Here is a 22354-nt window from a genome sequence, read left to right on the forward strand (position 1 = left end):
ATCCATTGTAAAGGATTTTTTTGTTGTATAACCATTAAAAAATCGAAGATTTTAAGTATTATGAATCATCTGATTTAATTAATGCAATGCTAGTGATTTCATACATTTCAATAATATAAGTTAAATACTCTTCTTCCCATTTAAAGAGGTTGGCAGCACTAAATGCGTCAGAATAAAGGAATTCCATTCCAAAATGCTCTTCTATTACCCATTCCCCAGGATCTACAGCTTGAACTACATCCATATGCTCATTAACTTGTATTCTAAAAGTAAAGGTGTGGACGTCATTATCATCAATATTGTGAATTAGCATTTCTATCGGTTTACTATTGTAGGTCATTATTTCTATGTTAGAAATAGAGTCTATATAGTTAACCGGTACTTCCACATTTTCATGTCCAAAGAACGACAAGGCTTCACCGATAGTATCAAAGGATAATACTTCCTCCTCTGTCTCATCACGATCAGCTTCAAATAGTGGTACAAAACTATTCCATAATGCTTCATTATATTGATAAATCACTTCAGAATCGGCTGGCCAAACATATGAAAATCCACCTTCATACCCTAGTCGGAAAAGTGATATTACTCCGTCTACTTGTTCTACTCGAAGTTCGATTCCAGGATATCCTGGTATGGTGTTGTCTTTTAACGTTTTTTCCGGAGCATTTAATATATCCTTTAACTCACTTAAGAATTGTGGTTGATTAAGAACAATTGCCTCTGAATTAGATCCTTCTAGATTCCAGTCTATTTCTGTCCCTTCCATAACATAAACAACCTCAATGTCGTCTGTAATCAATTCATCCCCCTCATCAACTGCTGGACCTAAAAAATGATTACCAAACCACTGATACGTTAAGAGGAAGCCAATAAACAGGGCTGCCATTAATGCCATTGGAACGCCCAATAGCTTTCTGGAACTTTTCTCCTTACTTCTGCTATATAACTGTGCCTTTGCTTGATGGTACGTCTTCATTTTTGCCTCATCGTCTCGCTGGACGTGACGCAATTGTTTTAGCTGCTCATCTAAGTGGCCCATTTGCTTCCACCTCCCCTTTCATTTGAAGACGAAGCTTTTCCATTGCTCGATGTGTCATCATTTTCACTTTCCCTTCTGACCATCCAAGGATTTCTGCCGTCTCCTTTACTGAGAGTTCTTGAATTTTCCGTAGAATAATCACTTCTTTATGTGAACGCTTGAGAGTTGAAATCTGTTTATATAATTCTTTGATTGTTTCGTCCGTTGTTACTTGCAGCTCAATAGTTTCCGTTGAAGTCACCTGAGAGAATTTTTCAAAGGGCCATAGGAATACAGGCCGTTGTTTCCGCAAATAGTCAATCGTACAGTTCCGAGCTATGCTGATCAACCAGGTGGAAAATTTAGAATCCCCCTCGAATTGATCTAAATTTCTATACATTTTCACGAACGTTTCTTGCGTTAAATCCTCTGCCGTTTCCTTTTCTCCGACCATAAGAAAGATATAGGAATAAATGCGGTCACTGTATTCAAAATAAAGCTCATCAAATTTTTCCATCGATTTCGTCTCCCTCCTTTCTTAACCAATAAGACGAGTGCAAGCCAAAAAGGTAACGTTTTTTTAGGAAAAGGCTGTTTTTAAAAAAATGTTGTTTTTAGAAGAATATAATGTGGCTTGGATACGTCACAGGCGGACGCTTTCCACTTCTCCAAACATTAAAAAAAGTAACTAAGCTTGCGAAAACAACCTTTGAAAAATAGCACTGGCATTTATCTTAATACTTTCATAGTAACTTATAATGGTGGTGATTTGCTGTTGTTTTTCTTTTTGTGTAAAACTATAGGAAGGAAATTACTCAATGGGAAAGGTCGAAATACATATGAAAATATTTCAAACGCAGTTGCAAGGGTTGATTAATAAGTTGGGAGATCATGAAGATGTTATGGAGGATGCAGCACGGGTGATGGCCCAAAGCATTATCAGTGACGGACATCTGTGGATTTTTGCAGAAAAGGATATGAGAGGGGTCTTGTATCAAGCAACTGAGGGGGCTGATAGCTTGCCTTCTGTAGAGGCTGCTACGAAAGAAAGCTCCTTTTCACCAATGGATTGTTTGTTGGTCTTCTCTTCAGATCTGGGAAGCACAGTAGTTTCTGAATTGATAAAGCGTGCACAGGATAATGGTGTTCAAGTAATTGGGGTTTCAAGTACTGGTGATGACGATGGGGTGGTAATGTGCAGTTTTCATATCCCAACCGGTATTAAAAGGGGATTGGTACCAACGGATGACGGCGGTCGTATGGGAGAACCACATCTATTGATGGCCCTGCATATTTATTACTCGTTGTTTTTTACGGTAAAAGAAATTTTAGAGGAATATGAACTTGGTATCTGAACGGGATACCAAGTTTTTTTGCTTTGGCAAAATTTCTGTGAAAGTTGTAGTACACATATTCTTCCTAATAGGGTGTTGCGCTATTTTTAGGGAGGATTGCGCGATTATTGGGTTTGATTGCACCTTTAGAGGGGGTTATTGCGCCAAAACAGTCCTTGGTTGCGTCTAAAATTCAATAAAAGCCCATTTTATCTATTTTAAACTAAAATAAAGCTCCCTTTCCATAAATAAAGGGAGCTGAATAATTATTCAATTAGCTTTCTTCACTACGTCTGTGTAAGCTTGCACGAATAAATTCGCGGAACAACGGCTGTGGACGTGTTGGTCGTGACACAAATTCTGGATGGAATTGAGAGGCCACGAAGAATGGGTGGTCTTCTACTTCCACAATTTCCACTAGGCGGCCATCTGGGCTTGTCCCAGAGAATATGAAGCCTGCGTTTTCCATTTGCTCGCGGTATTCATTGTTAAATTCATAACGGTGGCGGTGACGTTCATAAACTAGCGTATCTCCATATGCTCTAGCAGCAAGGGATTCCTCCTTCAGCTTACATGGGTATAAACCTAAACGGAGGGTACCACCGAAATCTTCTACATCCTTTTGTTCTGGCAGTAAGTCAATAATTGGGTACTTCGTATCAGGGTTTAACTCAGAAGAGTTGGCACCTTCTAATCCAAGTACGTTACGAGCGTACTCAATGGATGCAAGCTGCATTCCTAAACAGATACCGAGCATTGGCACTTTGTTTACACGGGCATATTCAATGGCAGCAATTTTTCCTTCAATACCACGGTCACCGAAGCCTCCCGGTATTAAAATTCCATCTGCCTCACTAAGTAATTCTGCAGCATTCTCACGAGTGACATCTTCCGCATGAATCCAGTCGATTTCAATATCAGAGTCGAAATGATAGCCTGCATGTCTCATTGCTTCCGCAACAGATAAATAGGCATCCTGTAGGGCAACGTATTTACCTACAAGGGCAATTTTCGTTACTTTAGAAAGGTTTTTCACCTTATTCACTAAGGAAATCCACTCTGTCATGTCCGCATCTTTACACTCAAGGCCAAGGTGGTTACATACGTAATCATCTAAATCTTGATCTTGCAGGGCTAATGGTACTTCATACAAAGTCTCTGCGTCACGTGCTTCGATTACCGCTTCCTTCTCGATGTCACAGAAAAGGGCGATTTTATCCTTCATATCTTCAGGAACTGGGCGCTCCGTACGGACAACGATGACATTCGGTTGAATACCAAGGCTACGTAACTCTTTCACGCTGTGTTGCGTTGGCTTTGACTTCATTTCTCCTGCAGCACCTAAGTAAGGAATTAAAGTACAGTGAATGTACATAACATTTTCAGCACCAACATCGCTCTTAATTTGGCGAATGGCCTCTAAGAAAGGTAAGCTCTCGATGTCCCCTACCGTTCCTCCGATTTCCGTAATAACCACATCTGGGTGTCCTTCTTTTCCAGCGCGGAAAACACGATCTTTAATTTCATTCGTGATGTGAGGGATAACTTGAACCGTTCCGCCGAGATAATCACCGCGGCGCTCTTTTTTAAGAACAGAAGAATAAACCTTCCCTGTCGTTATATTACTGAATTTTCCAAGATTGATATCAATGAAGCGCTCGTAGTGACCTAAATCTAAATCTGTCTCCGCCCCGTCATCTGTTACGAAAACTTCACCGTGCTGATAAGGACTCATTGTCCCTGGATCCACATTAATGTATGGATCGAACTTTTGAATCGTCACCTTCAGTCCACGATTTTTTAATAAACGACCTAAAGAGGCAGCTGTAATCCCTTTTCCTAAAGAGGACACAACCCCTCCTGTGACGAAAATATACTTTGTTGCCATGTTTGGTACCTCACTTTATTGGATTTTAATTTAGGTAATGAATGGATTATGGAAAAATTAGTTGAGAAAGTTCCTATTTTCTATGCTGAAATTAATTTTCCCTTTTCATACATTTAAAACCGGTTCATTCTTATTTTTTGCTTAAAAGGGGCGTATAAATGGAAAAATTATTATGACAAAAAATTGGATGCACTTTTCCCATTGGAGTCGTTGCCTTCCACTTCTCCAACCTTTTTAAAAGAGCATTAAATTTTACGAATACAGCCAAAATAAAAAAACAACAGGGCTCCCCAAAAATTGAGGGGCACTGTTGTTTATATATCCATACTATTATTTATTAATTGTGAAGCCCAAAAATGATTTTAACGAGAACTAGTTAAAAAGTCAAGATCCGAATTATAGGATATCCTCTTCTTCCGGTTCTTCTTCTATATCATCATCGAATTCTTCCTCATCTAGATCTTCGTCATCATCAGTTTCAAAATCTTCATCCTCTTCGTTTGCGATCTCGTCTAATTCATCCTCAAGATCTTCAAACTCATCGAAGTCTTCCTCTTCATCATCAAAGAAATCATCGTCATCATCATCTTCGCTGCGTTTTTTCTTACGAGTTTTGTTTGCTTGAGAAAGTTCTTCCTCCGTCTTATCAAACGGATACCAAGAGCGGAGCCCCCAACGGTTGTCACCAATATTTACGAAGCGCCCATCCATGGACATTTCCGTGTAAAGGTGTGCAATTCGTTCCTTTACTGCTTCCTCTGACATACCTTTTGCTGCAGCGACTTCCTTAAGAAGGGAATGATAGTCAGCAGGTGTTTTATTGGATTCTGCTAAAATTTCATAGGCAATTTCTAACATTGCCATTTCCTGAAGTTGCGACTCACTGTATTGTTTGATGCTCACAACTGGCACTTCCTTTCAGTGAAAAGTTTCTATTTAATAGGAGGTTAAAACGTTTTTATAGAAAAAACGATTGGCCTCCTTTAGGAACAGTTCATTAAGTCAATTGATAACAGGTTGTACAAAATGAACATTGTTTAACCTCGTATTCCGTTACCGTTCCTCAGTTAGCAAACCTATTATGTACCATTGAATTCATACCTTTCATTATAAACACATCTACTATAATTATGCCAGTAGATTCCAAAAAATCCTGTAAGTTTTTCCTCATCCAGTCTATTTTAGTATTATTTTGAACAACTTACCAAGGAATTGCGACCTAAAGACTTGTTCCCTTAACCATTGCGGAACCCACATTAAAACGACTTTTCCAACAAAAAAACGATAATTAAAGGAAAGGCGGGTTTAAGCCTTTCCATAGACTGGACTAATAAATATGCACTAACAATCTAATCCATACAAACCTTTACAGATTACGTCGGTATTGTCCCCCTACTTTATAGAGGGTATCCGTAATTTGGCCGAGGCTTGCTACCCGAACGGTTTCCATTAGCTCTTCGAAGAGGTTGCCTCCAGACAACGCTACCTCGCGCAAACGTTCCAATGCTGCAGGAGCCTCCAGAGCGTGCTTTTCTTGGAACTGGCGTAAAGAATGAATTTGTTCTTCCTTTTCTTCTTTTGTGGCTCGGGCAAGTTCCATTTCGAACTCCTCATCAGATGGAGGATTCGGGTTCAAGTAAGTATTTACCCCGATTATAGGTAGCTCTCCACTATGTTTTTTCGTTTCATATAAGAGAGACTCCTCTTGAATTTTGCCGCGCTGGTATTGGGTTTCCATTGCTCCAAGAACACCTCCACGATCATTCATCCGCTCAAGCTCCAACAAAACAGCCTCTTCCACAAGGTCTGTCAGTTCTTCCACTATAAAGGAACCTTGCTGTGGATTCTCGTTCTTCGCTAAACCTAACTCCTTCGTAATGATCATTTGAATAGCCATAGCACGGCGAACGCTTTCCTCCGTTGGTGTTGTAACAGCCTCATCATAAGCATTCGTATGAAGAGAGTTACAGTTATCGTAAATGGCTAATAACGCCTGCAGCGTTGTACGAATGTCATTGAAGTCCACCTCTTGGGCGTGTAACGAGCGCCCTGACGTTTGTATGTGATACTTCAGCTTCTGACTTCTCTCATTTGCACCGTATTTTTCCCGCATGGCCACAGCCCAAATTCTCCTAGCTACACGTCCAATTACTGTGTATTCCGGATCCAGACCGTTACTGAAGAAGAAGGAAAGATTTGGTGCAAAGTCATCCACATTCATACCACGACTTAAATAGTACTCTACGTAAGTAAAGCCGTTGGCCAAGGTGAAGGCAAGCTGACTAATGGGATTGGCACCCGCTTCGGCAATATGATAGCCGCTAATGGATACGGAATAATAGTTACGAACTTTGTTATCAATGAAATACTGCTGAATATCCCCCATCATCCTCAAGGCAAATTCTGTAGAAAAGATACACGTATTTTGCCCTTGATCCTCCTTCAAGATATCCGCTTGAACCGTTCCCCGTACAGTGGACAAAGTCCGGGCTCGAATGGCCGCCCGCTCCTCTTCATTTGGTTCCCGTCCATTCTGCAGAACAAAGGCGTCCAATTGCTGATCGATGGCTGTGTTCATAAACATGGCCAAGATGATCGGTGCCGGTCCGTTGATGGTCATGGAAACGGATGTGGATGGGGCACATAAATCAAAGCCGTCATACAAAAGCTTCATGTCATCCAATGTACAAATACTTACGCCACTTTCCCCTACTTTACCGTATATGTCCGGGCGGTATCCAGGATCTTCCCCGTACAAAGTAACGGAGTCAAAGGCAGTACTTAAACGTTTTGCTTCATCATCCTTGGATAAATAGTGGAAACGGCGATTTGTCCTCTTCGGACCACCTTCTCCCGCAAATTGACGTTTCGGACCTTCCCCCTTACGCTTGAATGGAAAAACTCCCGCTGTGTATGGAAATTCGCCTGGAACGTTCTCTTTGCGAATCCAGCGAACAATCTCCCCATAGTCAGCGAATTTCGGTAACGATACCTTAGGAATGTCTAACCCCGATAGACTGCGAGTCTTCAATTCGGTCACGATTTCCTTATCACGAATTTTCATCACAAATTGGTCTTGAGCATAAGCACCCTTCTTTTTCTCCCAGTTGTCGAGAGTGCGCTTCGTTTCCTCCTGCAAGGACCCTGTGTAATGCTCCTTCAACTCTAGTAAACTGCTTCTATCACCGTTAATCCCCTGCTCTTCTAAAGCCTCCAGAGTCCCTTCAATTTGAAAAACTCGGCGGGCCCTCTGTACTTCTTCCAAGGTTTCCTTATGGTAGTTTCGGATCGTTTGAGAAATTTCCCGTAAATATTGTATCTGCTCTGGAGGAATTATGACCTTCTTCAAGGTGATTTCTTCTCCTTTACCTAAGTCCGTTTCCCAGCCTTTATCTGGATAACGCCCATTCATTATCTGCATCAACTCATAGAAAAGACGATTCGTTCCAGGGTCATTAAACTGACTGGCAATGGTGCCATACACAGGCATTTCCTCCGGTTGCTTCTCAAACAACGTATGGCTCCGTTGATAGGCTTTACGAACTTCACGTAAAGCATCCTCTGAGCCTTTACGCTCAAATTTATTAATAGCAATCAAATCTGCAAAATCTATCATATCGATTTTTTCCAGCTGTGACGGAGCCCCGAATTCGCTCGTCATCACATACATGGACACGTCAGCCACATCGGTGATGGCAGCATCCCCCTGACCTATTCCGCTTGTTTCCACAATGATCAAGTCATATCCCGAACGCTTCACCACCCTGATCGCTTCCTCAACAGCCTTGGAAAGCTCCTGGCGGCTGTCCCGTGTGGCTAAAGAACGCATATACACCCGAGGAGAATGGATAGCGTTCATTCTAATTCTATCTCCTAACAGGGCACCACCTGTTTTTTTCTTCGTAGGATCGACAGACAAAATAGCTAATGTCTTATCCTCAAACGCCCGCAAATAACGGCGAACTAATTCGTCAGTCAACGAACTCTTCCCTGCACCACCAGTTCCTGTAATCCCTAATACAGGAACGTCTGGTAAACTTGGGCCTGCCACCTCCCTTTCAAATAATGCAGATGCTTCCTCTGAAACTTCCTCCGCAAAGGCTCTTTTTTCCGCAATACTAATGAGGCGTGCCACCGCTCCCATTTCTTTTTCGGCCACAGCCTCCGTTGTCACACCCTTTACATCGTCTAAAGGAAAATCACAAAGCTGAATCATTTCATCGATCATCCCTTGAAGGCCTTGCTGACGGCCATCCTCAGGAGAATAGATTCTGCAAATCCCATATTCTTGCAGTTCTTTTATTTCTGGAGGGATAATAACCCCGCCCCCACCGCCAAAAATTTTAACGTGAGACGCCCCTCGCTCCTGAAGTAAATCATAAAGATATTTAAAGTACTCCACATGGCCACCTTGATAAGAGGAGATGGCTACCCCTTGCACATCCTCTTGAATGACAGCCTGTACTACCTCATCCACAGAACGATTATGTCCTAGGTGAATCACCTCTGCACCGGACGCCTGCAGCATTCGCCGCATAATATTGATGGAGGCATCATGCCCATCAAAAAGACTTGAAGCCGTTACAAAACGGACTGGGTTTCTTGGTTTATATTTACTCATTAGGCTCTTCCCTCCGTATTCACTGACGTCTGTAAGCCAGCCCCTTGCTTAATTTCCCATTTCCCTTCAACACCCTCCGTTCCTCGAACACGAAAGCCGTGAAAAAGCTGGGAAATTTGCATTTTACAATAAGTATCAATGTCGTATTCCTTTTGGACGATCCAACGGCGGAACGTCCACATATGACCGGCAACTAATATGTTATGGCATGCTAAGGCTAGCCCTTCCTCTGTCAGCTGCAGTAAACCTTCTTCCATGCACACCCTTAATTCTTTTTCAAACATGGACTTCATCTTCAATTCTTTACCTAACACATAATTTAGGGCATCATCAGGGAGTGATTTCGTTTCCTGATACATAACAAGCACCTCATTTTGCATATCATCCACTACGCGAATATAGGAATCTATTACTTGATGAAGCCGATCTAAACCTTGTAGATTGGTATCCATGAGCCGCTCCCATTTCTCCACGACTTCGTCATAGACGGCATCGCAAACAAGATACAATATATCTTCCTTTGATCCAATGTATTCATATAACGTTCCGATACTAAAACCTGAAGCTTGTGCCACTTCCCTAGTGGTCGTACCGTGATAGCCCTTTTTATTAAAAAGCTTAACGGCAGCACTCACAATTTGTTCCCGGCGCTTTCTCACAAGCTGCTGGTCCTTCACCATAGACGGAACCTGTTTCTTTTTCACAATCAGCCCTCTCCTCTCTCCTCCGTGTTTCCCTTCCTCCACTGACAAAAAATAACCTCCGCAAGCCCATAAGGGTCTATTTCTAGAAGTCTTTCGTACGGGTCACTAGCATTCATCTCCAATGCTTTTTCAACTATTGGTCGCACTTCTTCTGTAAAACGTTCGTGTAATCGACGCATCACTTCCAGCTCTTTTTGACTGAGCCTTCGTTCCAGCCTTTTCCCCGTGGATACTAGGTAATCATAATGATCGCGAATCCCAGTAACAACAGCTGCCATCCCCTTTTTTTCCGTAGATATGGTCTGTAAAATGGGCGGCTCCCATTTTCGCCCTTCACTAGTAATATGGAGTAAATCTTGAAGCTCCCCCTTCAGCTGCTCCACTCCGGGGAGATCTGCCTTATTTATCACAAACAGATCGGCAATTTCCATAATCCCCGCCTTAAAGGCTTGTATGAGGTCACCACCAGACGGATAAAGGACGAGGGCCACCGTATCTGCCGTCTTCATAATATCCAACTCTGACTGCCCTACACCAACCGTTTCTACTACTACGAGATCAAAGCCCGCTGCGTCCATTAAGCGAACAACATCTTGACACGCTTCCGACAAGCCTCCTAAGCTGCCCCTCGTACCCATACTCCTGATAAAAATATGATCATCCTCTTCCAAATCCCGCATACGAATCCGGTCCCCTAAGAGAGCCCCTCCAGAAAAGGGACTGGTTGGATCCACCGCAATAATTGCCACCGATCTCCCCTGATTACGCCATTCTTTGACGAGACCATTCACCAATGAGCTCTTTCCCGCTCCAGGTGACCCGGTAATTCCAACGATTTGCCCCTTTCCAGCATGAGGATAAAGGCGGGACATTAAGTCTCGGTGCTCCGGCTTCCGATCCTCGATGAGTGAAATAGCCTTCCCTATAGCACGCTGCTCCCCATTTAAAATTCGACTGGCCATCTCCTCCACCATACTGTCCCACCTCCGAACAATTTTTTAAATTTAATCATTTGTACGCTCTAAGTGTTCAATAGAATGAACGGGCCATAGTAATGATAATTAATCCTTCAGTAACATCTTCGAAATTACCAACCTTTGAATCTCATTTGTACCTTCATAGATTTGCGTAATCTTCGCATCTCGCATATATCGTTCAACCGGGTATTCCTTCGTATAGCCATATCCACCAAAGACTTGGACAGCCTCCACCGTCACTTCCATTGCCGTATCTCCAGCAAATAGCTTCGACATGGCCGACTCCTTACCGTAGCTCAAGCCCTCACTTTCCCGCCAAGCTGCTTGATACGTCAACAACCTTGAAGCCTCCACCTTAGTAGCCATATCAGCAATCTTAAAGCCAATTCCTTGATTAGCCCCAATCGGCTTACCAAATTGCTTGCGCTCCTTCGCATACCCAACAGCAGCGTCCAACGCCCCTTGGGCAATACCAACAGCCTGGGCAGCAATCCCATTACGCCCACCGTCCAGGGTCATCATGGCAATTTTAAAGCCATCTCCCTCTTCCCCAAGGCGATTAACCGCAGGAACACGGCAATTATCAAAAATAATTTCCAACGTAGGTGATGAACGGATCCCTAACTTACTTTCCTTCTTCCCCATTGTAAACCCTGGAGTATCCTTTTCCACAATAAAGGCCGAACATCCTTTATGTTTTTTCTCCGGATCCGTCAATGCAAAAACCACATAAATCTCCGCTTCCCCAGCATTCGTTATGAAAATCTTCGACCCATTTAAAATATAGTCGTCCCCATCCCGCTTCGCCATCGTCTTCATATTCGCCGCATCACTTCCAGACCCGGACTCCGTCAAACCATAAGCACCCAACTTTTTCCCCTCAGCCATCGGACGAAGGAACTTCTGCTTCTGCTCCTCTGAACCAAACTTATAAATCGGCCAGCCAGCCAATGAAATATGGGCCGACAACGTCACTCCAGTCGAAGCATCCACCCGCGACAGCTCTTCCACCGCAATTACATAGCTCAAATAATCCGCACCAATTCCACCATACTCCTCCGACCACGGAATCCCCGTCAACCCAAGCTCCCCCATCTGGTCAAAGATAGCCCGATCAAACCGCTGCTCCTCATCCCGCTCAGCCGCCGAAGGTCCAACCTCATTCTCCGCAAAATCCCGCACCATCTTCCGAATCATCTCTTGCTCATCCGTCAATAAAAAATTCACCCTAGTCTCCTCCTTTAAGTAATCTCTCTCTTTTGGAAAGGCTGCTTTCTAAAAAGATTTTTGTATTAAATAAGATTAACTCTCGAATCCGTTACAGGTGGACGCTTTCCGCGGGCAACGCTGGAGTCGCCACCTTTCACTCCTTCGAGTTATGGAAAAATAACATTTAATTCAATACTAAATTTTATTGAACTACATTTTGTTTCTCTAACCTTTTTGCGGTACAGTTTCTACTCCAGACTTCCGCGTCTCCAATTGGATCCTGACATAGCTTCAACAAAAGATTGGAAGCTATTAATCTGCTAATAAATGCTTTCCTATCACGATCTTTTGAATTTCATTGGTTCCCTCGTAAATTTGCGTCACCTTTGCATCACGGAAGAAACGCTCCACAGGATATTCCTCCGTATAGCCATAGCCACCGAACACTTGAATAGCTTCCGTTGTTACCACCATCGCTGTATTAGAGGCAAACATTTTCGCCATGGAAGCCTCTTTCCCACAGGAAAGTCCACGCTCACGCATGTCTGCCACACGGTAGGTTAGGAGCTTTGCCGCTTCCACCTTTGTAGCCATGTCTGCTATCTTGAAGGCAATCCCTTGATGTGCCCCTATGGCTTTTCCAAACTGCTTTCGCTCCTTCGCATAGGCAATGGAAGCATCGAGGGCCGCTTCTGCAATCCCTAACGACTGTGCCGCAATTCCAATTCTTCCTACGTCCAATATGGATAGGGCAATTTTAAACCCTTCTCCCTCTTCTCCAAGGCGGTTTTCCACAGGAACTTTTGCATCATGGAAAGAGATACCCCGTGTATAGGAGCCATGAAGTCCCATTTTTTTCTCCTTCGGTCCTATCTCGATGCCAGGGGTATTCTTCTCCACCACAAAGGCCGTTACCCCTTTACTTCCTTTCGAAGAGTCCGTTTTCGCAAAAACAATGTACGTATCAGCTGCTCCAGCATTGGTAATAAATAACTTTTCCCCGTTGAAAACATAATGATCACCTTGCCTAACAGCCGTCGTTTTCATAGCAGCGGCATCGCTACCTGAACCAGGCTCTGTAATGGCAAAGGCTCCTAAATACTCTCCAGTTGCAAGTTTCGGAAGGAAACGCTCCTTTTGTTCTTCATTACCAAAATATAGAATCGGATTCGAACCAACGGAGGTATGGACAGAAAGAATAACCCCTACTGTAGCACTGACCTTTGATATCTCATGAATCGCTAATATATAAGACCGGAAATCCATTCCTGCACCACCGTACTTTTCAGGAATAGGGATCCCCATCAAACCTAGCTCCCCCATCTGTTTCATCAGTTCGAAGGGAAACTCATTTGTCTCTTCCATGTAGTTCACTGTTTTTGCCACCTTTTCCTCAGCAAACTGCCGGACCATTTTCCGCATCATTTCTTGCTCTTCCGTGAAGGTTAAATTCATCGATGCCACCTCAGCTTTGTATTTATGAAAGGCTGTTTTTAAATTGTTGTTTTTAGGAAAATATAGTATGACTTGGATACGCTTCATGCGGACGCTTTCCGCGGGCAACGCTGGAGTCGCTGCCTTCCGCTTCTCCAAGCTTTCAAAGTTTGAGAAAATAGCCTTATAAAAAGTGACTGACTGCTCGCTCATATGTTATTGGGAGTTATTAAACTATTCGTATGTGTAAAATCCTCGGCCTGATTTTTTACCGAGCCAACCTGCTTTTACATATTTTCGCAGGAGAGGGCATGGGCGGTATTTGTCGTCTCCGAAGCCTTCATGAAGTGTTTCCATAATATATAAACAAGTATCTAGTCCAATAAAATCCGCTAATGTAAGGGGGCCCATGGGATGATTCATACCGAGTCTCATCACTTCGTCTACATCCTTTGGAGAAGCAACCCCTTCATAAACCGTATAAATGGCTTCATTAATCATAGGCATGAGGATACGGTTCGACACGAAACCAGGAAAATCATTCACTTCCACCGCTATTTTTTTCAACGACTCTGCCATATTTTTTACAGAGATAAAAACATCCTCTGACGTTGCGAGCCCTCGGATAATCTCCACTAGCTTCATGACTGGTACTGGGTTCATGAAATGCATTCCAATAACCTTTTCTGGACGTTTCGTTACTGCAGCAATCTCCGTTATTGGGAGGGACGACGTATTTGTGGCAAGAATAGCATGCTCTGGGGCAAACTCGTCCAACTGTGCAAATAGGTTCTTCTTTACTTCCATGTTTTCAACAGCAGCTTCGATTACAATATCTACATTTTCTGCATTTTTCAACTCAACAGAAGTACTAATACGACTTAGGAAGGTTTCCATTTCGTCATTAGTGATACGCCCCTTATCTACTTGTCGCTTAAGCTGCTTGCGAATTCCAGTTATACCCCTTTCCACGAACTCTGCTTTTAAATCATGAAGGGTCACGTCGTAGCCGTTCATGGCACAAACTTGTGCAATCCCTGATCCCATCTGACCTGCCCCAATCACCATTACCTTTTTTATAATCATCTTCCTTTTTAACCTCCTCTTTTTGGAAAGCCTTTTTCTAAAAATTGTCCTTTCAGGTGAATATAATATAGCTTGGATACACTACAGGCGGACGCTTTCCGTGGGCAACGCTTTAGCCCCCTCGGGAAAACCGCCCTCTGGTGTCTTCAGCAGTTGCTTTTCCCGCTGGAGTCGCCATCTTCCGCTTCTCCAAGCTTCTCCAAAAACAACAGAGTTTGCGATAACAGCCTTTTGAAAAATAAATTTGATGAATATAAAAAGTTGAGGGAGGCTGGGACATAACTAAAGTGTTTAATCGGAAATACGAACAATACACTACCTTAGGGAAGTATATTTTCGAAGCGGGTAGATTGCACCTACATCTAGCTTGTTCGGATTTCTTATTAGTAAAAATACTTTTGTCCCAGCCTCGTTCCATTTATTTTTTTACACTTGAATCATGATGGCGTCCCCTTGGCCTCCGCCGCTACAAATGGAAGCTACACCAATTCCACCGCCTCGGCGCTTTAATTCATAGGCTAGGGTGAGGATGATCCTAGTTCCGCTGGCTCCAATCGGGTGGCCTAATGCCACGGCTCCACCGTTTACATTTAGCTTCTCAGGATTTAAGTTTGCAATTTGCCCGCTTGCAAGGGCCACCGCAGCAAAGGCTTCATTTACCTCAAAAAGGTCAATATCCTCCACAGTTTTACCTGTTTTTTCAAGGAGCTTATTAATTACTAATCCCGGCGTCTTCGGGAAGTTCTCCGGCTCTACCGCTAATTGTGTATGTCCGATAATGGTTGCCAATGGTTCGAGACCCTTTTCCTTTGCGTCCTCTTCACTCATTAAGACTAGGGCTGCAGCACCGTCGTTTACCCCAGGGGCATTTCCAGCAGTGATCGTACCACCCTTACCAAATACGGGCTTCAGCTTTGCCAGCTTTTCGACCGATGTGTCTGCACGTGGGGACTCGTCGTCTTTTATGATTAATGCATCTCCTTTACGTTGTGGAACTTCCACAGGAACAATCTCTTCCGCAAATTTTCCTTGAGTCATTGCTTCCGTTGCTTTTTGGTGGCTTCTATAGGCCCAATTGTCTTGGGTTTCACGGGTAAGCTCATGATTCTTGGCAACGTTATTTCCATATGTGCCCATATGTACACCTGTAAAGGTACAAGTCAGGCCATCGTGGATCATCATGTCATGGAATTTCTGCTCACCCATTTTGAAGCCAAAGCGAGCTCCTTTCACAAAATAAGGTGCCTGACTCATGGATTCCATCCCACCTGCTACAACCGTTCCTTGCTCCCCTGAACGGATTAGTATATCTCCTAATGTGACGCTCCGCATTCCAGAAGCACATACTTTGTTGATCGTCTCCGTTTCTGTATCCCAAGGGATTCCCGCTTCATGCATGGCTTGGCGAGACGGCAACTGACCTTGCCCCCCTTGGAGAACAGTGCCCATTATGACATGATCAACATCCTTAGGTTGGAGGTTTGCCCTGCTAAGTGCTTCCTTAATGGCCTTCCCTCCTAATTGAGAGGCAGTAAAACCAGAAAGTGCTCCTCCTAATCTGCCAATTGGCGTCCTTGCCCCACTAACAATAACTGTTTTCCCCATATCTACATCCCCCTTATATTTATAGTGCACTTTGGCACTTTGTTGTACATTCTATAAAAAGCGATTGAACGCTCGCTCAGATCAAAACGACCACAATATTAAAACGCTTTCAATTATTCCTAAAAAAAATTAGTCCTCTCTATTTACATACCTATTCGGGTGTCTGTTCTGACATACCAGACACCCGAATATTAAAATTTTCATACTACTCCATTTCGTCAAACAGTTTCTAATTCCTTTTTTACTTCCAAAGATTTTTCAAGAATTTCTGCGATATCTAGTGTCTTTACGTCGTCTTCTACTTCTTTCGCCTTTGTTCCGTCACTTAACATGGTTAAGCAATATGGACAGGCGCTTCCGATAACAGATGGTGAAACGGACAAGGCTTGCTCTGTTCGAGCTTCGTTAACGCGGGTTCCTGTGTCCTCTTCCATCCACATCATTCCTCCCCCTGCTCCACAGCACATACCATTCTCCCGGTTTCGTTCCATCTCTACTAAATTCACTCCAGGGATGGCCTTCAAAATTTCTCTCGGTGCATCATATACATCGTTATAACGGCCGAGATAACAGGAGTCGTGGTAAACAATCGTTTCATTCACTTCCTTCTCCGGTTTGATACGTCCTTCCTGGAGCCATTTAAAAATCAGCTCTGTGTGGTGGTATACTTCCGCTTCTAAACCGAATTCCGGATATTCATTTTTGAATGTATTATACGTATGAGGGTCTGTTGTAACGATTTTCTTCACTCCATTTTTCTCAAACTCTTGTATATTGGCCGTTGCCAGCTCTTGGAAGAGGAATTCATTACCGATACGACGAGGCGTATCTCCAGAGTTCTTTTCCTTGTTTCCTAGAATGGCAAACTTGATACCAGCTTCATTCATAATTTTTGCAAAGGACTGGGCAATTTTTTGACTACGGTTATCATAAGAGCTCATGGACCCGACAAAGAATAAGTATTCAAACTCTTCCCCACGCTTTTTCATTTCCTTTACAGTAGGGACGTCAATATCGTCTCGACCATCACGCCAGTTTTCTCGCTCTTTACGGTTAATTCCCCAAGGGTTCCCCTGCTTCTCTATGTTTTTCATGGTGCGCTGTGCTTCCGGATCCATTTTTCCTTCTGTTAAAACAAGGTAGCGGCGCATGTCAATAATTTTGTCTACATGCTCGTTCATTACCGGGCATTGGTCCTCACAGTTCCGGCATGTAGTACATGCCCAAAGCTCCTCTTCCGTGATGACCTCCCCTATTAAACTCACATCGTACCCTTCCGCTCCTGCCGTTGCCAGCTGGTTCCCCTTTGTGTTGTTAAAGGCAAAAGCTGGCATCCACGGTCTGCGGGAGGTAACGGCAGCTCCCTTTTCCGTCAGGTGATCTCGCATTTTAACGATAATGTCCATTGGGGAGAGCATTTTTCCTGTACCAGAAGCAGGACACATATTCGTACAGCGACCGCACTCCACACAAGCATATAGATCTATTAATTGCTTTTGATCGAAATCTTCAATAAGATTTTTTCCAAATTTCTCAGCCTCTTCATCCTCGAAGTTGATGGACTGGAGTTGTCCCCGCTTATGTGTTGGTCCAAGCCATACATTGGCCGGTCCGGCAATTAAGTGAGCGTGCTTCGATTGTGGAATATACACTAAGAAAACCAATAGGAATAATAAATGTATCCACCAAAATGCGAAGAAAGCAGCACCTGCTACCGTCTCACCGGCAAAGTTGAAAGCGGTTGCAATAGTGGATGCAATTGGCTCCGCAGCTGTCGTTGATTTCCCTAGCCAAATCATTTCCATACCCTTCGCAAACAGCTTGGAAATCATTAAACCGCCAATAAAAATAAGGACAAGACCTGCTTTAAAGTTGCGCTTTAATCGAACTAGTTTCTCCACATAACGTCGGTGGAAAGCCCAAAGGACAGCGACTAAGATCATGACAACAACAATTTCTTGGAAAAACGTAAAGAACGGATAAATAGGTCCTAGTGGTAAATGCCCACCTGGTGAAAGACCTTTCCAAATGACATCAATGGCACTGAACTGTACAAGGATAAAACCATAAAACAGCATGACATGAATGATACCACTTTTTTTATCCTTCAATAGCTTTTTTTGCCCAAAGACCATAACCCAAAAGGCTTCCCATCTTTCCTTTGCAGTTAGAATGAAGTCAGCTTTCTTACCAAGCTTGATGTACTCTATCCTTGTTTTCACAAGGGAAGCAAATAAATATAATGCGTACCCTGTTACAAGTAAAAACAAAATCCAATTGATGATAATAGGTTCCATGTAATGCGCTCCTTTCTCTTGGTTCATTTTTTATTAGTCTCTTAAACTACCTTCCATTACCTCCACTTCTAACAAACAGCACAAATAATTAAGCCTATTCAGAATATATTAAGATTTTCGTTTTTTTATTATAGCACACATTTAAATGAATGAGCATTCAGTCATGATAATTTTTTTAAAAGGATATTTTCGTAATCTTTTTTGCTATTATTTGAAAAGCTTGGAGAAGCGGAAAGCGTCAACCTGTAGCGTATCCATGCCACTTTATATTCTCCTCAAAACAACAATCTTTAAGAACAGCCTTTTTAAAAGTTTCGAATACGCTCCTATCCATAATATATTTGCATTTTTGTTGCTTATGTCATGCCTTAATATAGAGTGTTTTCACGCCTTTTAAATTACGGGAATACTTTATATGAGTAGACTAGTTTTTGGTTAAAAACGTGATTTTTGGCAAAGATAAATAAGCATGTAACAATCTATTTGGAGGGATTCCATTGCTGACCATATTAATTATCATTGCCATTGTGGCAGTCTGGATGACTTTGGACCTTTACTTTGGGAAAAAGGCTCATCTTGCCACTTTACCACCACATAAGGAATCCCCAGTACGAAAAAGCGAGGCACATTTTTTTTCCCATGGAGATAAATTATTTGATCATATGTTTCAGCATATTGACAAAGCACGAGACCATATTCATATGAATTTCTATATATTCAGGGATGACAGTATCGGTTCAAAAATGCTCCATAAATTGAAGGTAAAATCCCGTGAAGGTGTCACTGTACGTCTCATGGTGGATTGGGTTGGGGCCAAAATTTCTCATAAAGAAAGGAAAGCATTGAAGGCTGCCGGTGTGATTCTTGCATATTCCCATCCTCCAAAGTTTCCTTACCTATTTTTTTCCTTAAACGAACGTAACCACCGGAAAATAACCATCATTGATGGAAGGATGGCCTATATTGGAGGATATAACGTAGGTGACGAATACTTAGGAAGGGACCCAAAAATGGGTCGTTGGCGAGACTATCACTTATTTATAACAGGTGAAGCTGTAGGAGAGCTGCAAAAGCAATTCCTTAAGGACTGGCAAGGGGCATCTGGAGTGAAAGTGAAGGAAAGTCCCGCTTTATATCCGAAGCTGAAACAAGGTAATTTGGACATAAAGATCGTACCTACAGATGGCGCTTACGTTAAAGAAAAAATGATTAATTTGATTAAGGACGCCAATGATTCCGTCTTCATCGGCACTCCTTACTTTATACCTGGCCATGAATTGCAGAATCTATTAATAGACACTGCTCGGAAAGGGATCAATGTCCACGTACTGATCCCTAAGTATCCTGATCATCCCTTAGTAAAGGATGCAGCATTCCCATATGTTCGGTCGTTAATTAAAGCAGGTGTGCAAGTACGACAGTTTTATGAAGGCTTCTACCATTCAAAAGTTGTGATAATAGATGATGAAATTATTGATATTGGCACCGCCAATTTTGACAAGCGTAGTTTCCACTTAAACCATGAGATAAATTGTATTATTCACAATGATGAGTGGATCCGTCCTGTTAAGGAAGAAATATTAAAAGATTTCTACGAAAGCAGCGAACGAATTACACTAAAGGAAGCGAATAGCCGCAGCTTTTTCGAACGGATAAAGGAATCCTTTGCAAAATTAGTTTCACCGTTTATGTAGTTTTACCCTCTCCTATGTTTTCGTGCTTCATATACACATTAATTGATGAGGCACGAAACCCTATTTCCTATTCCACTTGTGTTCCCCTAACTATCACCTATTTATATTGGCTATATTCGTAAACTTTGTTACTTTTTTAGAAAAGAGCCTTTATGTTTCCATTTCATATATTTTGGGAAATAAATTATAAATCCAATAAATTTCAAGATTAGAATGATTTTAAGTAACAATCCCATTATTAATTCATATAATTAAATATATTAAACATAAAGATGTCCCTTCTTTATTATGTAGTATTGCTGACGCCCTTCAATGGTGTCAGCAATTTCTAGTTTATAAGGGGAGTGATGATGATTATTTTTCTCAATTAGAAACCTTAATTGAGATTTTTCGTTACAAATTTCAGAATGAAAAAATGAATTTTAATAAGGAGCTGATTGAGATGCAGGTTCAGAGGGATTCCATTCATTCACCATCATTTTTCGTTAAATGCTGTCATCAAGCCACTTCCAGTATATCGAAACATCGGGAACTTATTTTTTCCATAACAGGAGGTCTCTTTCTTTTATTTGCATACTTAACGGAACGCTGGGAGCTTGCCTCCCCCTCGGCGGTTATCTTTCTGTACGCCATGTCGTATATCATTGGAGGGTATTACAAAACAAAGGAAGGCCTTATGGACCTTATCCAAGACAGATCCCTAAATGTAGAAATACTTATGATACTAGCCGCCATTGGGGCTGCATCAATCGGTTACTGGAGCGAAGGAGCCATACTTATATTTATATTCTCCATGAGCGGTGCTTTAGAGACCTACACCTGGCAAAAAAGCGAGAAGGACCTTTCTCGATTAGTGGAACTTGCCCCAAATGAAGCCACCATTCTTAATGATCAAGGAGATATCCATACCATTCCCGTTGATGAAGTTCAAATCGGTGACCACGTCCTTATCCGACCTGGAGAAAGGGTCCCAGTAGATGGATTAGTTTTATCTGGGGAAACGACAGTGGATGAATCTACCATAACCGGTGAGGCAATTCCCGTTTCTAAGGAACAGGGCAGCAAGGTTTTCAACGGCACAATGAATGGAAAAGGCTCCATGACAGTAAAAGTAACGAAAAGAAACGCCGACTCCCTTTTCCAGAAAATGATCCAATTAGTCCAGCAAGCAAAGTCAGAGCGCCCCCCTACCCAGCAGTGGATCGAAAAGGTGGAAGGTCCCTATGTCATTATCGTGTTGACCTTCGTCACCCTCATGATTATCATTCCCTACACCTTTCTGGGATGGAGCTTTGAAGAAACATTCTATCGCGCCATGGTGCTCCTAGTAGTTGCATCCCCATGCGCCGTCGTTGCATCCGTTATGCCAGCCCTGCTGTCAGCCATTTCCACCGGAGCCCGTAACGGCATTCTCATGAAGGGCGGCGTATTCCTTGAGCAGCTCTCGAAAGCCGATGCCATCGCCTTTGATAAAACAGGAACCATCACCACCGGCAACCCAGAAGTGACAGACTATTATGTAGGAGCAAACATCCCTACTGAAGAAATATTCGGAGCCGTAACAGCCATTGAAAGACAATCCAATCACCCACTAGCAAAGGCCCTTGTTTACTTTTGTGAAAAAAAATTAGTGGGACCTCTTCCATCTGTTCAATCGATTCAAGACATTACCGGCTATGGGGTACATGGTTATATTGGACAGTTTGAATCATATTGGACTATAGGCAGTGTTAGTTTTATGGACCGGGATCATGTAAACCCTCTAGATGAAACATGGCTGGATCTGCAAAAAGCATGGCAAGCCGAAGGGAAAACGGTTGTTTACGTAACAAAGGATAGCCAAGTGGTTGGGGCATTTGCAATCAAAGATAAAATCCGATCATCAGCAAAGGAAACATTGGCAGAACTCCATAAGCTTGGTATTAAAACCATCATGATTACCGGTGACCATGAAGCAACCGCCGCCTCCATTGCAAAAGAAGCTGGCGTGGACACTTGGATTTCCGAAAGCCTCCCTGAACAAAAAGTTCGGGAAGTGGAACGGCTGAAGGAAAAATATCGTTCCGTCATTATGGTTGGGGACGGCGTCAATGATGCCCCTGCTCTTGCTAAAGCAGACATCGGTATTGCCATGGGATCCGGCACAGATGTAGCCATCGATACAGCAGACCTCGTATTAATGCGAAGCGAACTAGATAAAATTCGATTGTCGTTGAGGTTGTCAAGGCGTTTGAATCGGATCATAAAGCAAAATTTAGTATTCTCCATTTCCGTCATTGTGTTTTTAATTGCAGCAAACTTTGCCCAAAGCTTAACACTACCATTAGGAGTAATCGGCCATGAAGGAAGTACCATCCTCGTTATCCTAAACGGATTACGGCTGTTGAAAGCGTAGTAGAGACTATTGAATTGGTTCCACTTTTTTAGGTAAAAAGGTATTACTCGAATCCGTTACAGGCGGATCAATTATGCCTAAACAGCCCA

The 22354-nt window shown here is 42.7% G+C and carries 15 protein-coding genes; 3 read left to right on the forward strand and 12 right to left on the reverse strand.

Going from position 1 to position 22354, the window contains the following annotated elements; translation table 11 throughout:
- Positions 1–58: 58 nt before the first annotated feature.
- Together J2S74_RS23570 and J2S74_RS23575 are read right to left on the reverse strand one after the other, a co-directional pair.
- Positions 59–1042 (reverse strand): hypothetical protein, encoded by a 984-nt coding sequence (locus J2S74_RS23570; protein ID WP_307331000.1) that lies wholly within the window; start codon positions 1040–1042, stop codon positions 59–61.
- Positions 1026–1538, reverse strand: a complete 513-nt coding sequence (locus J2S74_RS23575; RefSeq protein WP_307331003.1) for an RNA polymerase sigma factor — start codon at positions 1536–1538, stop codon at positions 1026–1028. The genes J2S74_RS23570 and J2S74_RS23575 overlap by 17 nt, the downstream gene beginning before the upstream one ends.
- Before the next feature lie 322 nt (positions 1539–1860).
- Between J2S74_RS23575 and J2S74_RS23580 the strand changes: the two genes are divergently transcribed.
- Positions 1861–2376: a DUF2529 family protein gene (locus J2S74_RS23580; RefSeq protein ID WP_307331005.1), complete on the forward strand. Its 516-nt coding sequence runs from the start codon at positions 1861–1863 to the stop codon at positions 2374–2376.
- A gap of 253 nt (positions 2377–2629) precedes the next feature.
- Here J2S74_RS23580 and pyrG read toward each other — a convergent pair whose 3' ends face one another.
- The 10 genes from pyrG to J2S74_RS23630 form a co-directional block, all read right to left on the reverse strand.
- The gene (pyrG, locus tag J2S74_RS23585; RefSeq protein WP_307331008.1) at positions 2630–4243 is read right to left on the reverse strand and encodes a CTP synthase; all 1614 of its coding nucleotides are present in this window, start codon (positions 4241–4243) and stop codon (positions 2630–2632) included.
- Positions 4244–4639: 396 nt separating this feature from the next.
- Positions 4640–5146 carry a DNA-directed RNA polymerase subunit delta gene (gene rpoE, locus J2S74_RS23590; protein ID WP_307331010.1) on the reverse strand — a complete coding sequence of 169 codons (507 nt, stop codon included), beginning with the start codon at positions 5144–5146 and terminating at the stop codon, positions 4640–4642.
- A gap of 463 nt (positions 5147–5609) precedes the next feature.
- Complete coding sequence (gene icmF, locus J2S74_RS23595) at positions 5610–8864, reverse strand: fused isobutyryl-CoA mutase/GTPase IcmF (protein WP_307331012.1); 3255 nt, start codon at positions 8862–8864, stop codon at positions 5610–5612.
- Positions 8864–9568, reverse strand: a complete 705-nt coding sequence (locus J2S74_RS23600; protein ID WP_307331014.1) for a TetR/AcrR family transcriptional regulator — start codon at positions 9566–9568, stop codon at positions 8864–8866. Before J2S74_RS23600 ends, icmF begins: the two co-directional genes overlap by 1 nt.
- A 2-nt stretch (positions 9569–9570) precedes the next feature.
- A complete protein-coding gene (gene meaB, locus J2S74_RS23605) occupies positions 9571–10542 on the reverse strand; it encodes a methylmalonyl Co-A mutase-associated GTPase MeaB (RefSeq protein WP_307331016.1) in 972 nt (323 codons plus the stop codon).
- A gap of 87 nt (positions 10543–10629) precedes the next feature.
- On the reverse strand, positions 10630–11772 hold the full coding sequence (locus tag J2S74_RS23610; protein WP_307331018.1) for an acyl-CoA dehydrogenase: 1143 nt from the start codon (positions 11770–11772) through the stop codon (positions 10630–10632).
- Between the two features lie 294 nt (positions 11773–12066).
- On the reverse strand, positions 12067–13209 hold the full coding sequence (locus J2S74_RS23615) for an acyl-CoA dehydrogenase (RefSeq protein ID WP_307331126.1): 1143 nt from the start codon (positions 13207–13209) through the stop codon (positions 12067–12069).
- 213 nt (positions 13210–13422) lie between these two features.
- The gene (locus tag J2S74_RS23620) at positions 13423–14274 is read right to left on the reverse strand and encodes a 3-hydroxybutyryl-CoA dehydrogenase (RefSeq protein WP_307331020.1); all 852 of its coding nucleotides are present in this window, start codon (positions 14272–14274) and stop codon (positions 13423–13425) included.
- Positions 14275–14700: 426 nt separating this feature from the next.
- Positions 14701–15879 carry an acetyl-CoA C-acetyltransferase gene (locus tag J2S74_RS23625; protein WP_307331022.1) on the reverse strand — a complete coding sequence of 393 codons (1179 nt, stop codon included), beginning with the start codon at positions 15877–15879 and terminating at the stop codon, positions 14701–14703.
- 218 nt (positions 15880–16097) lie between these two features.
- Complete coding sequence (locus tag J2S74_RS23630; RefSeq protein WP_307331127.1) at positions 16098–18176, reverse strand: (Fe-S)-binding protein; 2079 nt, start codon at positions 18174–18176, stop codon at positions 16098–16100.
- A 497-nt stretch (positions 18177–18673) separates the two neighbouring features.
- Here J2S74_RS23630 and cls point away from each other — a divergent pair, with 497 nt between their 5' ends.
- Together cls and J2S74_RS23640 are read left to right on the forward strand one after the other, a co-directional pair.
- The gene (gene cls, locus J2S74_RS23635) at positions 18674–19870 is read left to right on the forward strand and encodes a cardiolipin synthase (protein WP_307331024.1); all 1197 of its coding nucleotides are present in this window, start codon (positions 18674–18676) and stop codon (positions 19868–19870) included.
- 442 nt (positions 19871–20312) lie between these two features.
- Positions 20313–22265, forward strand: a complete 1953-nt coding sequence (locus J2S74_RS23640) for a heavy metal translocating P-type ATPase (protein ID WP_307331025.1) — start codon at positions 20313–20315, stop codon at positions 22263–22265.
- Positions 22266–22354: the final 89 nt, after the last annotated feature.

Source organism: Evansella vedderi, from assembly GCF_030813435.1.
Classification (GTDB): Bacteria; Bacillota; Bacilli; order Bacillales; family Salisediminibacteriaceae; genus Evansella; species Evansella vedderi.

Bases quoted from the DNA above. Each gene is read 5' to 3' on its own strand.
- J2S74_RS23625 (WP_307331022.1), bottom strand. From the start codon at position 15,879: ATGGGGAAAACAGTTATTGTTAGTGGGGCAAGGACGCCAATTGGCAGA.
- icmF (WP_307331012.1), bottom strand. From the start codon at position 8,864: ATGAGTAAATATAAACCAAGAAACCCAGTCCGTTTTGTAACGGCTTCA.
- J2S74_RS23575 (WP_307331003.1), bottom strand. From the start codon at position 1,538: ATGGAAAAATTTGATGAGCTTTATTTTGAATACAGTGACCGCATTTAT.
- J2S74_RS23640 (WP_307331025.1), top strand. From the start codon at position 20,313: ATGCAGGTTCAGAGGGATTCCATTCATTCACCATCATTTTTCGTTAAA.
- J2S74_RS23630 (WP_307331127.1), bottom strand. From the start codon at position 18,176: ATGGAACCTATTATCATCAATTGGATTTTGTTTTTACTTGTAACAGGG.
- pyrG (WP_307331008.1), bottom strand. From the start codon at position 4,243: ATGGCAACAAAGTATATTTTCGTCACAGGAGGGGTTGTGTCCTCTTTA.
- J2S74_RS23620 (WP_307331020.1), bottom strand. From the start codon at position 14,274: ATGATTATAAAAAAGGTAATGGTGATTGGGGCAGGTCAGATGGGATCA.
- J2S74_RS23615 (WP_307331126.1), bottom strand. From the start codon at position 13,209: ATGAATTTAACCTTCACGGAAGAGCAAGAAATGATGCGGAAAATGGTC.
- J2S74_RS23580 (WP_307331005.1), top strand. From the start codon at position 1,861: ATGAAAATATTTCAAACGCAGTTGCAAGGGTTGATTAATAAGTTGGGA.
- meaB (WP_307331016.1), bottom strand. From the start codon at position 10,542: ATGGTGGAGGAGATGGCCAGTCGAATTTTAAATGGGGAGCAGCGTGCT.
- J2S74_RS23570 (WP_307331000.1), bottom strand. From the start codon at position 1,042: ATGGGCCACTTAGATGAGCAGCTAAAACAATTGCGTCACGTCCAGCGA.